Source organism: Streptomyces sp. NPDC021012 (genome assembly GCF_044333355.1).
Taxonomy (GTDB): Bacteria; Actinomycetota; Actinomycetes; order Streptomycetales; family Streptomycetaceae; genus Streptomyces.
The window spans coordinates 972,147-986,297 of sequence record NZ_JBIRQU010000002.1 but is presented as its reverse complement, the minus strand read 5'-3'; the positions used below and the strand labels follow the sequence as shown (position 1 = coordinate 986,297).

14 protein-coding genes are annotated in these 14,151 nt (G+C 74.8%); 6 read left to right on the top strand and 8 right to left on the bottom strand.

Going from position 1 to position 14,151, the window contains the following annotated elements:
- The first annotated feature begins 50 nt into the window (after positions 1-50).
- From ACH4TP_RS09650 to ACH4TP_RS09630, 5 genes are all read left to right on the top strand, one after another.
- On the top strand, positions 51-638 hold the full coding sequence (locus tag ACH4TP_RS09650; RefSeq protein ID WP_398436812.1) for a GNAT family N-acetyltransferase: 588 nt from the start codon (positions 51-53) through the stop codon (positions 636-638).
- Positions 635-1,309 carry a 4'-phosphopantetheinyl transferase gene (locus tag ACH4TP_RS09645; protein ID WP_389224327.1) on the top strand — a complete coding sequence of 225 codons (675 nt, stop codon included), beginning with the start codon at positions 635-637 and terminating at the stop codon, positions 1,307-1,309. The genes ACH4TP_RS09650 and ACH4TP_RS09645 overlap by 4 nt, the downstream gene beginning before the upstream one ends.
- A gap of 150 nt (positions 1,310-1,459) precedes the next feature.
- The gene (locus ACH4TP_RS09640; protein WP_389224330.1) at positions 1,460-1,819 is read left to right on the top strand and encodes a hypothetical protein; all 360 of its coding nucleotides are present in this window, start codon (positions 1,460-1,462) and stop codon (positions 1,817-1,819) included.
- Positions 1,820-1,872: 53 nt separating this feature from the next.
- Entirely contained in the window at positions 1,873-2,550 is a 678-nt protein-coding gene (locus ACH4TP_RS09635) for a response regulator transcription factor (protein ID WP_398436810.1), read from the top strand.
- Positions 2,547-3,983, top strand: coding sequence for a sensor histidine kinase (locus tag ACH4TP_RS09630; RefSeq protein WP_398436808.1), 1,437 nt, complete (start codon positions 2,547-2,549; stop codon positions 3,981-3,983). The genes ACH4TP_RS09635 and ACH4TP_RS09630 overlap by 4 nt, the downstream gene beginning before the upstream one ends.
- Here ACH4TP_RS09630 and ACH4TP_RS09625 read toward each other — a convergent pair.
- The 3 genes from ACH4TP_RS09625 to ACH4TP_RS09615 all read right to left on the bottom strand — a co-directional run bounded on the left by ACH4TP_RS09625 (position 3,946) and on the right by ACH4TP_RS09615 (position 6,486).
- Positions 3,946-4,488, bottom strand: a complete 543-nt coding sequence (locus ACH4TP_RS09625) for an SgcJ/EcaC family oxidoreductase (protein ID WP_398436806.1) — start codon at positions 4,486-4,488, stop codon at positions 3,946-3,948. The genes ACH4TP_RS09630 and ACH4TP_RS09625 overlap by 38 nt on opposite strands.
- Before the next feature lie 131 nt (positions 4,489-4,619).
- The gene (locus tag ACH4TP_RS09620; protein WP_398436804.1) at positions 4,620-6,008 is read right to left on the bottom strand and encodes an MFS transporter; all 1,389 of its coding nucleotides are present in this window, start codon (positions 6,006-6,008) and stop codon (positions 4,620-4,622) included.
- A 97-nt stretch (positions 6,009-6,105) separates the two neighbouring features.
- A complete protein-coding gene (locus tag ACH4TP_RS09615) occupies positions 6,106-6,486 on the bottom strand; it encodes a hypothetical protein (protein ID WP_389224344.1) in 381 nt (126 codons plus the stop codon).
- A 192-nt stretch (positions 6,487-6,678) separates the two neighbouring features.
- On the opposite strand from ACH4TP_RS09615, the gene ACH4TP_RS09610 reads away from it, so the two are divergent.
- A complete protein-coding gene (locus ACH4TP_RS09610) occupies positions 6,679-7,887 on the top strand; it encodes a serine hydrolase domain-containing protein (RefSeq protein ID WP_398436802.1) in 1,209 nt (402 codons plus the stop codon).
- Positions 7,888-7,936: 49 nt separating this feature from the next.
- On the opposite strand, the gene ACH4TP_RS09605 is transcribed toward ACH4TP_RS09610, so the two are convergent.
- The 5 genes from ACH4TP_RS09605 to ACH4TP_RS09585 all read right to left on the bottom strand — a co-directional run bounded on the left by ACH4TP_RS09605 (position 7,937) and on the right by ACH4TP_RS09585 (position 14,101).
- On the bottom strand, positions 7,937-8,527 hold the full coding sequence (locus ACH4TP_RS09605; protein ID WP_398192251.1) for an isochorismatase family protein: 591 nt from the start codon (positions 8,525-8,527) through the stop codon (positions 7,937-7,939).
- Positions 8,528-8,626: 99 nt separating this feature from the next.
- Positions 8,627-9,961, bottom strand: a complete 1,335-nt coding sequence (locus ACH4TP_RS09600) for a carboxyl transferase domain-containing protein (RefSeq protein WP_398436801.1) — start codon at positions 9,959-9,961, stop codon at positions 8,627-8,629.
- A gap of 77 nt (positions 9,962-10,038) precedes the next feature.
- Positions 10,039-11,052, bottom strand: coding sequence for a radical SAM protein (locus ACH4TP_RS09595; RefSeq protein WP_398436799.1), 1,014 nt, complete (start codon positions 11,050-11,052; stop codon positions 10,039-10,041).
- 10 nt (positions 11,053-11,062) lie between these two features.
- On the bottom strand, positions 11,063-12,304 hold the full coding sequence (locus tag ACH4TP_RS09590; RefSeq protein ID WP_398436797.1) for a cytochrome P450: 1,242 nt from the start codon (positions 12,302-12,304) through the stop codon (positions 11,063-11,065).
- A gap of 21 nt (positions 12,305-12,325) precedes the next feature.
- Complete coding sequence (locus tag ACH4TP_RS09585) at positions 12,326-14,101, bottom strand: ABC transporter ATP-binding protein (RefSeq protein WP_398436795.1); 1,776 nt, start codon at positions 14,099-14,101, stop codon at positions 12,326-12,328.
- Positions 14,102-14,151 lie beyond the last annotated feature (50 nt).

Sequence of the window (14,151 nt, the reverse complement as noted above, 5' to 3'; positions counted from 1 at the left end):
GTGCGGGCGGACCGCCGAGTCCGCCGGACGGGGCCGGTACTGTCGCATCCATGCTCGAACTGATCACTCCCACCGCCCGCCTGCATGCGGCCTGGACGGAGGCGTACGCCGAATGGCCCGCCGGCGCGCGGCAGGACGGGGCGGGGCTGCGGCTCGCCCCCGAGACCGGCCTCGACCGGCCGGAGGTCTTCGCCGCCTGGGCGGCGCGGCTGCGCGAGCAGGGCGACACCACGGTGCCCGCCGCCCCGGGCCGGGTCCACGCCACGTACCGGTGGATCGTCGACGGCGACACCTGCCTCGGCGCCGCCGAGCTGCGGCACTCGCTCAACGACTTCCTCCACGAGGCCGGCGGCCACATCGGCTACAGCGTCCGGCCGTCCGCCCGCCGCCGGGGCGTGGCGACCCGGGCCCTGGGACAGCTCCTGCTCCGGGCCCGCGACCTGGGCCTGGACCGCGTCCTCGTCACCTGCGACGAGGACAACCCGGGCTCCGCGCGGACGATCGAGCTGGGCGGCGGCGTCCTGGAGGACGTCCGGACGAGCGAGTACGGCACGAAGCGCCGGTACTGGATCGCCCCGCCCCCCGCGCCGAGCGCGCGGCACCGGGTCGCCGCAGAGGACGGGGAGCGCGCCGGATGATCGCGGAACTGCTTCCGGACGCCGTCGTCTCCGCCTGGCGGCGCGACGACACCGAGCCCGTCACGCTCTTCCCCGAGGAGGCCGCCGCCGTCGCGCGCGCCGTCGTCGGACGGCAGCGCGAGTTCGCCACCGTACGGCTGTGCGCGCGGCTCGCGCTGCGCGGCCTCGGCCTGCCCGAGACGCCCCTCGTGCCGGGCCCGCGCCGGGAGCCGCAATGGCCGCACGGGGTGGCCGGAAGCATGACCCACTGCGCGGGATACCGGGCCGCCGCCCTGGCCAGGACCACGGACGTGCTGTCCCTCGGCATCGACGCGGAACCGGCCGCCCCCCTGCCCGAAGGGGTCCTGAACCGCGTGTCCCTGCCCGAGGAACGCAGCCGGCTGCGGACGCTGGCGGACCGCGCGCCGGACGTCCCCTGGGACCGGCTGCTGTTCAGCGCCAAGGAGAGCGTCTTCAAGACCTGGTACCCGCTGACCCGGAGCGAGCTCGGATTCGACGAGGCGTCGGTCGACTTCGAGCAGGCCCCCGGGGACGCGGCCTCGGGCACGTTCACCGCCCGGCTCCTCGTCCCCGGCCCGGTGATCGGCGACACCCGGCGGAACCACTTCACCGGCCGCTGGCTCGTCCGCGAGGGACTGGCGCTGACCGCGATCACCCTGACCCGGCACTAGGGCCTGTCCGTCCCTTCCCGTCGGGTCCAGCCCGCACGCTCGCCGCATGCCGATCGCACGCACCGGACGACCCGGCCCGATCCGACGCGAAGGGGCGGACAGGCCCCAGGACCCGGAACCGGGCGGCGCCGCCCGGCGTCCGTCCCGGGCATGAGCGAGAACCCGTCACAGGAATCGCGGGACCTGGCGGTGAGCGCCGTCGGCTGTCTGCTCGCCGTCGTCGGCGTCGTGGTCGCGGGCGCCTTCGCGCTGCCCCGGGCCGCGTACAGCATCGACGGCGGCTTCGAGAGCCACGCCCGGGACTGGGGCGTGATCCTCGTCGACCTGCCGCTGATCCTCTTCACCGGTCTCGTCGGCCCTCCGCTGGTCTGGGCGGCGGCCACCCGGTGGCTCCGGCCGTGGGCGGCGGCGCTCGTCTGCGCGGCCGCCGCCGGACTCGCGCTGTGGGGCCTCGCGACCTGGTGGCAGCCCCGTCAGGGTCCCGACCCGGGCTACGGGCCCGGCATCTGACGGCCGCTCCCCGGTGGTGAACGGGTGTACGGAACCCGAATTAGGGTTTCCCCGTGCGTGTACTCCTTGTGGAAGACGACGAGCCGGTCGCGGAGTCCCTGCGGCGCGGCCTGCTGCGCTACGGATTCGAGGTGGAGTGGGTCACCACGGGGACGGCGGGGCTCGCCGTCACGACCCCGTACGACCTGGTCCTGCTCGACCTCGGCCTGCCCGACACCGACGGACTCGACGTCTGCCGGGCCCTGCGGCGGCGCGGTGACGTGCCGATCATCGTGATCAGCGCCCGCAGCGACGAGACCGACCGGGTCGTCGGCCTGGAGATCGGCGCCGACGACTACGTCTCCAAGCCCTTCGGGGTCCGCGAGGTCATCGCCCGGATCCGGGCCGTGATGCGCAGGGTGCGGCCGGCGGAACAGCCCACCGGACCCCAGCGGTACGGCGCCCGGCTGAGCGTCGACCGCAAGGCCGCGCGGGTGTGGCTGGACGACGCCGAGGTGGCGCTGACGCCCAAGGAGTACGACCTGCTCGCCTTCCTCACCGAGGAACCGGGCGCGCTGATGTCCCGCGAGCAGATCATGGAAGCCGTCTGGGACGCCAACTGGTTCGGCCCGACCAAGACGCTCGACGTCCACGTGGCGGCGCTGCGGCGCAAGCTGGCCGGGGCCGTGACCGTCGAGGCGGTCCGCGGCGTCGGCTTCCGCCTGGTCGTGGAGCCCGTGGACCGCCTGTGATCAGACGCCTCATCGTCAGCTACGTGGCCCTGGTCGCGGTGGCGCTCGCCGCCTTCACCGTGCCCGTCGCGTTCACGCTCACCGCCCAGCTGCGCGGTGACACCGAGGAGTCCGTACGCCGCGAGGCCACCACGATGGCGCTGCTCCTCGGGGACGGCGACGCGCCCGCCCGGCAGGCGCTCGCCCGGATGTCCGCGGCGTACGCCGACGAGACGCCCGGGACGGTCGAGGTGGTGGCCGCCGACGGCAGGAGCGCGCTGCCGCCGCTGCCGCTGCCGGCGCACCCGGACGACCCGGCGTTCGGCGCGGCGCTGGCACAGGGCAGGACCACCGTCGACTGGGGGTCCCGGCTCGTGTGGGGGCCGGAACTGGTCGTCACCGTGCCCGTGCACGCCCGCCGCGAGGCGGGGGAGCCGGAACGGATCGTCGGCGCGGTGCGCGTCCGGTACGCCACCGCCGACCTCAGCGACCGGCTGTGGCGGATCTGGGGCTTCCGGGCGATCCTCGCCGTCGGCGTGCTCGCGGTCGCCGCCGGTCTCGGCGCGATCGTCGCCCGGCTGCTCACCAAGCCGCTGCGTCAGCTCAACGACATGGCCAGCCGGTTCGGCGACGGCGACCTCACCGCCCGCTCGCCGGTCACCGGCCCGCAGGAGACGCAGACCCTGGCCCGCACCCTCAACCAGGGCGCCGAACGCCTCGACACCCTCGTCGCCTCGCAGCGCATCTTCGTCGCGGACGCCTCGCACCAGCTGCGGACCCCGCTGACGGCGCTGCGCCTCTCGCTCGACAACATCGCCGACGGCGTCGACGACGAGTTCGTCCGCGAGGACGTCGAGCAGGCCACCGCCGAGGTCGTACGGATGAGCCGCCTGGTCAGCGGCCTCCTCGTGCTCGCCCGGGCCGAGGCCAAGGTGTCCGCGCCCGAACCGCTGGCGCTGCGCGAGCTGGTCGAGGAACGGCTGAAGGTCTGGCGCCCCGCCGCCGACGAACGCGGGGTGACCATCGTCCTGACCGGCGACACCGAGGCCCCGCCACGGGTGCTCGCCGGACCCGGCAACCTCGACCAGGTCCTCGACAACGTGCTCTCCAACGCCCTGGAGGTCTCCCCGGACCGGGGGACGATCACCGTACGGCTGGAGGCGGGCGGCCCCGAGGAAGCGGTCCTGGAGGTCCTCGACCAGGGCCCCGGCATGTCCGCCGCCGAACAGGCCCGCGCCTTCGACCGGTTCTGGCGCGGCCAGGGGCTGACCGGCCGCTCCGGTTCCGGCCTGGGGCTCGCCATCGTCAAGCAGCTGGTCACGGACGACGGCGGAGCGGTGGCCCTGCGGGACGCGCCCGGCGGCGGACTGTGCGTACGGATCGGGCTGCGGACCGCGGCCGAAGGACCCCGGTGGATCAGCCCTCGGCCGGGAGCACCGAGGAGTGGTGGTTGACGATCAGCCACGTGCCGCCGCGCTTCTCGTACACATAGGTGTAGCGCGCCTCGACCGGCTTGGTGACACCGGTCTTCGGGTCGGTGAGGTGGAAGCGGTAGAGACCGGCGTCGATCGCCGAATCGGAGTCGAGGACGTCGATCTCCGTACGGATCTTCTCGCCCCGCGGCTTCTTCTGCAGGAAGTGCTCGAAGTAGTCGGCTATCTCCGCGTGGTCCGTGCGGATCCGCGGGGAGGCGGTCGGCAGCAGGACGGCGTCCTCGGCGTACAGGTCCGTGACCCGCTCCGGGTCGCCGGAGCGCAGCGCCGCGTTCCAGCGGTCGAACAGGCCGGCGATCTCCCGCTCGGTGGCCTTGGCGCGCCGGTTGTCCTTCTCCCTGACCTCGACCTGCCGGCCGTCCTTCCCGTCGGCCTGCGCCACGCCGACCCCGGCGGCGAAGGTGCCGAGGGCGGCGACGGCGAGACCGCCGGCGAGGAGGGCGGGGGTACGTGGCATGCGCTTCATCAGAGGCTCCTGCTTCGAGTGAACGTCCCCCGGACGCCGGTGCGTTCCGGGGTGCTGCCACTCTCGCCGCGCGCGGGGAAGCCCCCGTACAACGGACGTCAAGCGTCCGTCCAAGACTGGGGAAAGGCGGCCTAGCGCCGGGTCCCCGCCGTGCGCGCCACGACGAGGAGGAAGAGCCCGCACGCCGACACGAGGAGCCATCCCGGGTGGGCCGCGGCGGCGAGACCGGCGGGGCCGGTGCCCGCGACGAGTCCGCCGGCGACGGCGATGCCGACCGCCACGCCGACCTGGCGTGAGGTGGAGGTGATCGCCCCCGCCACCCCGGCCCGGGACGGCGGCAGACCGCCGACCGCCGTGTTGGTCAGGGGCGCGTTGGCGAAGCCGAAGCCGATGCCGATGAGCAGGAAGGCGAGCAGGATCAGCGGTACGCCCGTGTCCCCGTCCAGGCCCACCAGGCACAGACCGCCGGCGGTGGTGAACCCGCCCGCGAGGAGCAGCGGACGCCGGGGCCCGACCCGGCCCACCAGGACACCGGACCAGGGCGCGCACAGCGTCGCCCCGAGCGCCATGGGCAGCGTCGCGGCGCCGCTCGCGAGCGGCGTCCAGCCACGGCCGTGCTGGAGGTAGAGGGTGCTGAGCAGCAGGGTCACGTTGAGGGCGACGAAGACGGCCGTCGCGCCGAGCACCGCCGTGACGAACGGCGGCCGGCGGAACAGGCCGAGGTCCATCAGGGGCTCCTCGCGCCCCCGCTCGACCCGGACGAAGCCGGCGACGGCCGCCGCGGTCAGCGCGTACCCGGCGAGGGCGGCGGGGGACGACCAGCCGATGCGGGGCCCCTCGATGAGGAGGCCGACGGTGAGGCAGAGCAGCACGGTGAGGAGCGCCTGACCGGGCAGGTCGAGGCGGCGGGCGCGCTCCCCGCGGGACTCCGGCACGAACAGGGCGACCAGGACGAGCGCGAGGACGACCACCGGCACGTTGAACCAGAAGACCGCGCGCCAGCCGAACGCGGCGATGAGCGCCCCGCCGGTGACCGGGCCCGCCGCCATGCTCAGCCCGAAGACCGAGGCCCACACCCCGATCGCGCGGGCCCGCTCACGCGGGTCGGGCATCGCGGCCACCACGATCGCCAGCGCCACCGGACTCAGCATCGAGGCCCCGATCCCCTGGACGGCCCGGGCGGCGACGAGCACCCCGAGGGACGGGGCGAGGGCGCAGGCGACGGAGGCGAGACCGAAGACGAGCAGCCCGCGGCGGAAGACCCGGCGGCGTCCCAGGCGGTCGGCGAGGGCGCCGGAGACGATGAGCAGACTGGCCATCACCACCGTGTAGGCGTCGACGACCCATTCGAGCCCGCGGGTGCCCGTGCCGAGGCCCCTGCCTATCTCGGGCAGTCCCACGTTGACGATGGTGGCGTCGACGCCCACCAGGAACATGCTGAGCGCGCAGACGGCGAGGACCGTCCAGCGGCGGCGCGCGCTGAGCGGGACGGGTGGAGCGGCCAGGGATGTCGTGCGCACGTGAGTTCCCCCTTCGACGAGACGGACGCTGACGCTGCCCAGACTCGGACGGGGGAGAGACACCGGCAAAGAATTTTGCGGAGACCGCAAAAAACGGTCAGGGGGAGGCGGTGAAGAGGTCTCCGGGGGCGTCGTCGAGGACGAGACCGCTGTCGAAGCGGACGCGGACCGTCAGACGGAGCCTGCGCTCCTGGTACGCGGTCCACTCGGGCTCCAGGGCCTCGACCTGCTCCTCCAGTTGCCGCCTGCTGGCCGGGGGCATCTGGTGGCCGAAGTCGTCCAGGAGGGACTTGAGCCGCTCGTACTCGCGGACCTCCCGGCTCTGCGGACGGTCCTCGTCCACCCGCTCGACGGTGCCCTCGGCGCCGGCCGCGAGAGCCAGGAACCCGGCTTCCGCCCCCGTGTCCGAGACGGTGACCGGCCCGCCCAGCCGGAGATCCACCGCCAGTCGCACGCGTCGGCCCTCGTTCAGCGTCATGGTTCGTTCGTCTCCAGGTCGTCGGGGTGCCCATTGTCCGGCATCCGGGCCTTGGGGCCGTCCCGGTTACGCGCGTGACCCCGTACGGGTGGACTCGCCGCCCCCGTACGGGAGGGGAGGGCCACCGCCCCGGCCCCCGGTGGTGATGTGGCCGTCCCGAAGCCCTCGTGACCCGGAAGAGGCACCCCCGACATGCGACGTACCCCCTCCCGACGGCTGTTCGCGGCGACGCTGCTCGTGGCCTCCGTCCTCGCGCCGATGACGCCGGTGACGGCGGCGCCCGCCACCGCCGCCCACGCCGTCACCGCCCAGCGGCACGGCGAGGACGACTGCCCGCCGGGCGGACTCGGACCCGAACTGACCGCCCGGCTCGACAAGGCCATCGAGGACGTCCGCGAGCAGGCCGGCATCCCCGGCGTCGCCGTCGGCCTCTGGATGCCGGGCAGGGGCGGCTACCTCCACGCCACCGGCGTCGCCGACAAGGTCACCGGCGAGCCGATGACCACCGACGGCTTCGTCCGCATCGGCAGCGAGACCAAGACCTTCACGGTCACCGCCCTCCTGAAGCTCGTCGACGACCACCGGATCGGCCTGGACGACCCCATCGCCCGCTACGTCCACGGAGTGCCGAACGGCCACCGCATCACCCTGCGCCACCTCGCCGAGATGCGCAGCGGCCTCTTCCCGTACACCTCCGACCCGGACTTCATCCACGACCTGCTCAGCGATCCGCAGCGCCACTTCACCCCGGAGGAGGCGCTCGCGTACGGCTTCAAGCACAGGAACACGTTCAAGCCGGGCGCGAAGTTCGAGTACTCCAACAGCAATCTGGTGCTCCTCGGCCTGGTCGTCGAGAAGGTCACCGGCCGGCCGCTCCCCGAGTTCCTGCGCAACCGCGTGCTCCGCCCGGCCCACCTGCGCCACACGCTCTTCCCGACCGGCCCGGAGTTCCCCGAGCCGCACCCCCGCGGCTACACGAACCAGACGCTCAGCGGCGCGGTCGTGGACTCCACCGACTGGAACCCCAGCTGGGCCTGGGCGGCCGGGGCGATGATCTCCGACCTGCGCGACCTGCGCCACTGGGCGAAGGTCCTCGCCACCGGCGAACTGCTCAGCCCCGAGACGCAGGCACAGCGGCTCAGGACGCTGCCGACGGGCTTCCCCGGCCTCAGCTACGGCCTCGGCATCTTCGACGCCAACGGCTGGATCGGGCACAACGGCTCGATCCCCGGCTACGAGACGGTGACCGTGTACCTGCCCGAGCGGGACGCCACGCTCGTCATCATGATCAACACCGACATCACCAGCCAGGGCCAGGAGCCCTCGACGCTGCTCGCCCGCGCGATCACGTCGATCGTCACCCCGGACCACGTCTACGCCTCCGCGATCCAGCCGCGGTAGCCCTGCCGGCGCGCCGAGGGCCGGCAGGGACCGCGTCGACGACACCGGGTCAGGCGAGGACCACCGGTTCGCCGCTGAGCTCGACGCCCGCCGCGCGCAGCTCGTCGAGCGCGACGGCGGTCGTGCCGGCGGCGACCCCCGCCGTGTAGTCGAGGAGGACGCGCACGTCGAAGCCGGCACGGGCGCCGTCGAGGGCCGTCGCCTTCACGCAGTGGTCCGTCGCGATCCCGACGACGTCGACCCCGCCGACCTCGCGCTCGCGCAGCCAGTCGCCCAGCGGCGTGCCGCCCTCGGTGAAGCCCTCGAAGCCGCTCTTCGACGCCGAGTGGGCACCCTTGTAGAAGACCTCGTGCACCTCGCCGGAGTCGACGACGGGCGCGAAGTCCGGGTGGAACTCGCCCCCTTCGGTGCCGACGACGCAGTGCACCGGGAAGGAGTTCTCGAAGTCCGGCTCGTCGGAGAAGTGGCCGCCCGGGTCGATGTGGTGGTCGCGGGTGGCCACCACGTGCGCGTACCGCCCGTCGGAGTCCCGGATGAGATCGGCGATGGCGACGGCACGTCCGGCCCCGCCCTTCACGGGGACGTCGCCGCCCTCGCAGAAGTCCTTCTGTACATCGACGACGATCAGGGCACGGCGCACGGCAGCGGCCTTTCCTAGAGGCGGAGGTGTGTCCTCCGTATGCTCCCGTCCACGACGGCCCCGGGGCGCGGCACGCGCCCGCCGTTCACCCGATCGGGATCACTCCACCACACCCCTGACGACGCCCAGGTCGACCAGGTCCCGGGGGCGCAGACGGAGCTGGTCGGCGGTGGTCGCCGCTTCCTCGGGGGCCCGCTTGAGGATCGCGGCGGCGGCCTCGGGCGCGATGACGGAGAAGTAGCTGTCCGGCGTCGCCCAGGTGTTGCCCGGGGCGGCGAGGGCGAGGGCGCCGCCCGAGCCGCCCTCGCCGATGAGCAGCGAGGTCAGCGGGGTACGGGCGGAGGCGACGGCGGCGAACAGATCGGCGATGGCCGTCCCCGCGCCCGCCCGCTCCGCCGCCGCGTCGTTCGCCGCGCCGGGCGTGTCGATCAGGGTGAGCACCGGGATCCCGAGCCGGTCGGCCAGGCGCACCAGGCGGGCCGCCGTGCGGAAGCCGGCCGGGCGGGTCGCGGTGCCGCACTGCGCCGCGTAGGCCGCGGTACGGCCGTCGGGGAGCCGCCCGAAGCCGCACCGCATGCCCGGGTCGACGCCCCCGCACCGGTCGCCGGAGATCTCCTCGCGGAGGGTGAAGTGGGCGTCGAGGTACGCACCGGCCCGGGGCCGCTCCGGGTGCCGGGCGCGCGCCACGGCCTCCCGGCCGCTCACCTCGGGCGAGGCGTCCGGGGCGCCGAGCGCGGACGGCGGGGGGACCGGGCCCTCGGCGGGGCGGACGAGCAGCGAGAGCCAGCGCCCGAGGGTCTCGCGCAGCGCGCCGGGCGGCACGATCGCGTCGATGTGGCCGTGGGCGAGCTGCGCCTCGGCGGTGTACGCGGCCGGGTCCGCGTCCGGCGGCCGCACACGGGAGCCGGCGAAGCCGACCTGGGCGCCCGGCAGGGCGAGGACGACGTCGGCGCCCGCGCCGAGCGTGGCCCAGCCGCCGCCCGTCGTCGGATCCCGCAGCACGGCGATCTGCGGCAGCCCCGCGGCCCGGGTGCGCTCCGACTCGCCGGCCAGGCGCTGGAGTTGGAGCAGGGCGCGCATGCCCTCGTGCATCCGGCTGCCGCCGGTGGCCGGCAGGACGACCACGGGCAGCCGTCGCTCCCGGGCCAGGGCGTGGGCGGCGGCTGCCCGCGCGCCCGTCCGCTCCCCGAGGGACCCGCCGAGGAACCGGAACTCGAAGGAGATCAGCACCGCCGTCACCCCGCCCACCGTGCCCGTGCCGCAGACCACCGACTCGGTCTCGCCGGTGCGGTCGGCGGCGCGGGCGTGCGCGGCGGAGTAGCCGGGCCAGCCGAGCGGCCCGTCACCGGTCAAGGGGCCTTCGTCGAAGGCGAGTTCGCTGAAGTCGTCGGTGACGAGGGCGATCGCCTCGCGTGCCGTCCTCGGGTCGCTCATGCGGGCCTCGCCGCTCCTCGCTGGAGTGTGTACGGGATGGTGCGCTGCTGCACCTCCACCGTACCGCCCGGTAGCCTTCAGCCGCCCGGGACGAAGGCGGGTCGGCGGGCGATCCGCCGCCGGTCGGCCTCCGTGCCGAAGCGGAGGTCGATGGCCCGGGTGGCCTCCGCCCACTCCCGCATGGTCCGCACCGGCGCCAGGGCCTCCCGCACGAAGGGGTCGTCCCAGCGGGCGACGGCCCGCCGCCACAGCTCCGCCGGGGGATCCGTCAGGACGTTCCCGACGGTCCCCTCGTAGGCCGCCATCGCCCGCACCGCGCCGTCCGGTTCGATCTGGAGCACGGGCAGGCACACGCCCGCCGCGATCAGGTCCGGACGCATCTGCAGGGCCAGGTTGTCGGTGCTCGTCACCCGGACGCCCGGCGGCGCGAGCTCCTGGAGCCGCCGCCCGTACTCCGCACTGCCCAGGAGCCGCACCTGCTCCTCGGACAGCAGCTCGTGCTCCGCGAAACCCGCCCGGCTGGCGAGCCCCTCCGGGACGACCGCCCCGAACGACACCTGCCCGAGGCCCGGGAAGCGGGGCGCGACGGCCGTCAGGAACTCCTCGACCTGATGGGCGTTGCTCCGCATGACCACGTAGTCGACGCCGACGGCGGCACCGCCGCCCCCGGTCAGCAGCCCGAGGGCGGCCACCGCCCGGTCGAAGGAGCCGCGCCGGCCGCGGATCCGGTCGTGGACGGCGGCCGTCGCCCCGTCGAGACTCACGCTCACCGCCGTGAAGGCGCCGAGGGCGGCCTCGGCCGACGCCCGGTCGAGCGTCCAGCCGCCGGTGAACAGCGACACCGGCACCCCGGCGGCCGTGAACCGCTCCGCGACCGCGAACAGCTCCGGCACGAGCAGGGGTTCACCTCCCGCCAGGCAGACGCCCTCCGTCCCGAGGGCCAGGATCGCGTCGGCGGCCCGCAGCATGTCCTCGCCGGAGAGCCGGCGCGCCGGGCGCCGCCCGGACTCGGAGTAGCAGTGCGTGCACCGCAGGGGGCAGGCGTACGTGATGTCCCACAGGACTTCCAGCGGGTGGTCGGGGATCTCCACGTCGGCTCCTTCAGCGCGGTACGGGGTCGTGGTCGCCGTCCGGGTCGAGGACCACCCAGAGGCGTCGCCGCTCCGGCTCCTCCTCGGCGCCCGGGGCCGGATCGGCGAGGGCGAGGCGCGGGAAGCGGGCGAGCAGGGCGCCGAAGGCGATCCGGAGCTCGGCACGGGCGAGCGCCGAGCCCAGGCAGTGCTTGTGCCCGAGCCCGAAGGCCAGGTGGGCGTTGGGCGCCCGGCCGGAGTCGGAACGGCCGGGATCGTAGCGGTCCGGGTCGAAGCGGTCCGGGTCCTCGAAGCGCTCCGGATCCCGGTTGACGGCCGCGAGCGCGCAGTGCACCCCGCCGCCGCCGGCCAGCGCCGCCCCGTCCACCTCGGTCGCGGCCGCGGCGTACCGGGACGCGAGCGTCGTCGGGGTGACGTGGCGCAGCAGCTCCTCCACCGTCGCGTCGAGCCGGCCGGGCTCGGCCACGAGCCGCTCCCAGTGCTCCCGCCGCCGAAGCAGCAGCTCCAGGCCGTCGGTGATCAGCCGGGTGACCGGGCGGTGGCCCGCGACGAGCAGGAACCGGACGGCGGCGAGGACGTCCTCCCGCAGCAGCTCGGCGTCCGCGCTGCCCTGCCGGAGCATCGCGCTGATCAGGTCGTCCCCGGGCGCCTGGGCCCGCGCCGCGATCAGCTCCTTCAGATACCGGGACAGCGCGTGGCCCGCGCTCTCCGTGACGGTGCTCGCCCCGCCGTACTCCGCGACCCAGCCGTACAGGTAGTCGCGGACGTACCCCCGCTCCTCCCGGGGGATGCCCAGGAGTTCGCAGAGCACCGCGACCGGGAACGGGCGTGAGAACACCCGCACCAGGTCGACGGCCTCGCCCGGCGGCACGGCCGCGAGCAGCCGGTCGGCCTCCCGCTGGACGCGCGGGACGAGCGCCGCGACCCGGCGGTGGGTGAGCTGACGGGAGACCGTACGGCGCAGCCTGAGGTGCTCCTCGGTCGGCAGGAAGAACAACTGCTCCTCGTCGCAGGCCTCTTCGTCCGCGCCGGTGCGCATGGACACGGCGAGCGGGTGCTCGCCGCGCAGGGCGGGCTCGACCAGGACGGCGGCGGCCACCTCGTACCGGGTGACCATCAGACCGTCCTCGCGGCCGCCGAGGCTGACCTCCACCGTGCCGCTCTCGCGCAGCCGCGTCAGGGCCGCGTGGTCCCGGAGCATCTCCGCGCCGATCACGGGCAGTGGGACGGATCCGGCATGCGGGCATTCCATCGGGCGGATCTCCTTCGGGGTTCAGGCGGTGGGTTCGAGGAACTGGGTCGCGGCCAGCTCGGCGTAGAGGGGATCGCCGGCGAGGAGTTCGGCGTGGGTGCCGACGGCCCGTACGACACCCCCGTCGAGCACGACGATCCGGTCGGCCATGGCCACAGTGGACAGCCGGTGCGCCACGATCAGGACGGTCGTCGTCCGCGAGACGTCGGCGACGGTGTCCCGCAGCGCGGCCTCGTTCACCGCGTCCAGCTGGGACGTCGCCTCGTCCAGGAGCAGCAGCCGGGGGCGGCGGAGCAGCGCGCGGGCGATCGCCACCCGCTGCCGCTGACCTCCGGAGAGCCGGGTGCCGCGGTGTCCCACCAGCGTGTCGAGGCCCTCCGGCAGGCGCTCCACCAACTCGTCGAGACGGGCCGTGCGCAGCACCCGGTCGAGCTCGGGGCCGCTCGCGCCGGGCCGCCCGAGCAGCAGGTTCTCCCGCAGGGAACCGGACACGACGGGCGCGTCCTGCTCCACGTAACCGATGGCGGAGCGCAGTTCGCGCAGGTCCCAGCCGTCCAGGCGGCGCCCGTCGAGGAGGATGCTGCCGGCCGAGGCCTCGTAGAAGCGCTCCAGGAGCGAGAAGAGGGTGGTCTTGCCCGCGCCGGACGGTCCGACGAAGGCCGTGGTGCCCCGGGACGGCACGGAGAAGCTCACCCCCCGGTGCACGGGCGGCAGTTCGGGACCGTAGCGGAAGTGCACGTCGCGGAACTCCAGGGAGGCCGGTACGGGGGAGCCGTCGGGCTCCGGGCCCGGTCCCCGGCCCTTCGGCTCGGCGCGCAGCGCCTCCGTCTCGCGGATGCGGTGCACCGCCGCCGCCCCCAGGTGGTACTGGCTGACGCCGCCGACGAGTTGCTGCACGGCGGGCACCAGGTAGAACACGTACATCAGGAAGGCGATGAGCCGGCCGACGTCCAGGGCGCCGGAGGCGACCCGGCTGCCGCCGATCGCGAGGACGGTGAAGAAGGCCGTCTGCACGGCGAGTTCGGCGGTGTTCCCGGCGAGTGCGAGCCACTTCGCGGCCCGCACCCCGGCCCGCCAAGAGGACTCGGCCGCCTCGTGGACGGCCGCTTCGGCGCGGTCCTCCGCGCCGGAGGCCTTCACCGTGCGCAGCGCGCCGAGCGCCCGCTCCAGGGCCGCCCCGACCAGGCCCACCGACTCCTGGGCGGCGGTCCCCGCCTCGTTGACCCGCGCCATGACCGTGCGGACCACCCAGCCGGCGAGCAGCAGCACGCCGAGCGTGATCCCGGTGAGCACCGGGTCGAGCAGGCACATCAGCGTCGTGGTCACGGCGAGGGTGAGGACCCCGGTGGCGGTGCCGACGAGCGCGTCGGTGGTGACCTGCCGCAGGAGCGCCGTGTCGGAGGTGACCCGGGCGATCAGGTCGCCGGGCTCGGTCCGGTCGAACTCGCCGATCCGCAGCCGCAGCACGTGCGAGGAGAGACGGCGCCGCGCGGTGAGGACGACCGTCTCGGCGGCCCGGCGCAGCACGTACTGCGCGACCGGGCCCGCGAGGGCGGTGACGGCGACGAGGACCCCCATCGCCAGCAGCACGCCGTCCAGGGACCGGTCGTGGGTCAGCCCGTCGATGAGCCGCTCCGCCACGAGCGGGATCGTCAGACCGGCCGCGGCGGTCACCAGGCTCAGCAGACCGCCGAGGGCGAGCGCCGGCCAGGAGGGCCGGACGTGGTCGAGCAGGACGCGCCGGACGGATGCCGTGGGTTCCTCGGGAGGGAGCTCGGGCGGGGGCGGTGTGTTCACGGGATTCCTCGCAGCGGGTCGGGAGGGTGTGCCGGTGCCGGGGCCGCCGT

Bases quoted from the DNA above. Each gene is read 5' to 3' on its own strand.
- ACH4TP_RS09650 (WP_398436812.1), top strand. From the start codon at position 51: ATGCTCGAACTGATCACTCCCACCGCCCGCCTGCATGCGGCCTGGACG.
- ACH4TP_RS09645 (WP_389224327.1), top strand. From the start codon at position 635: ATGATCGCGGAACTGCTTCCGGACGCCGTCGTCTCCGCCTGGCGGCGC.
- ACH4TP_RS09640 (WP_389224330.1), top strand. From the start codon at position 1,460: ATGAGCGAGAACCCGTCACAGGAATCGCGGGACCTGGCGGTGAGCGCC.
- ACH4TP_RS09625 (WP_398436806.1), bottom strand. From the start codon at position 4,488: ATGAAGCGCATGCCACGTACCCCCGCCCTCCTCGCCGGCGGTCTCGCC.
- ACH4TP_RS09615 (WP_389224344.1), bottom strand. From the start codon at position 6,486: ATGACGCTGAACGAGGGCCGACGCGTGCGACTGGCGGTGGATCTCCGG.
- ACH4TP_RS09610 (WP_398436802.1), top strand. From the start codon at position 6,679: ATGCGACGTACCCCCTCCCGACGGCTGTTCGCGGCGACGCTGCTCGTG.
- ACH4TP_RS09600 (WP_398436801.1), bottom strand. From the start codon at position 9,961: ATGAGCGACCCGAGGACGGCACGCGAGGCGATCGCCCTCGTCACCGAC.
- ACH4TP_RS09590 (WP_398436797.1), bottom strand. From the start codon at position 12,304: ATGGAATGCCCGCATGCCGGATCCGTCCCACTGCCCGTGATCGGCGCG.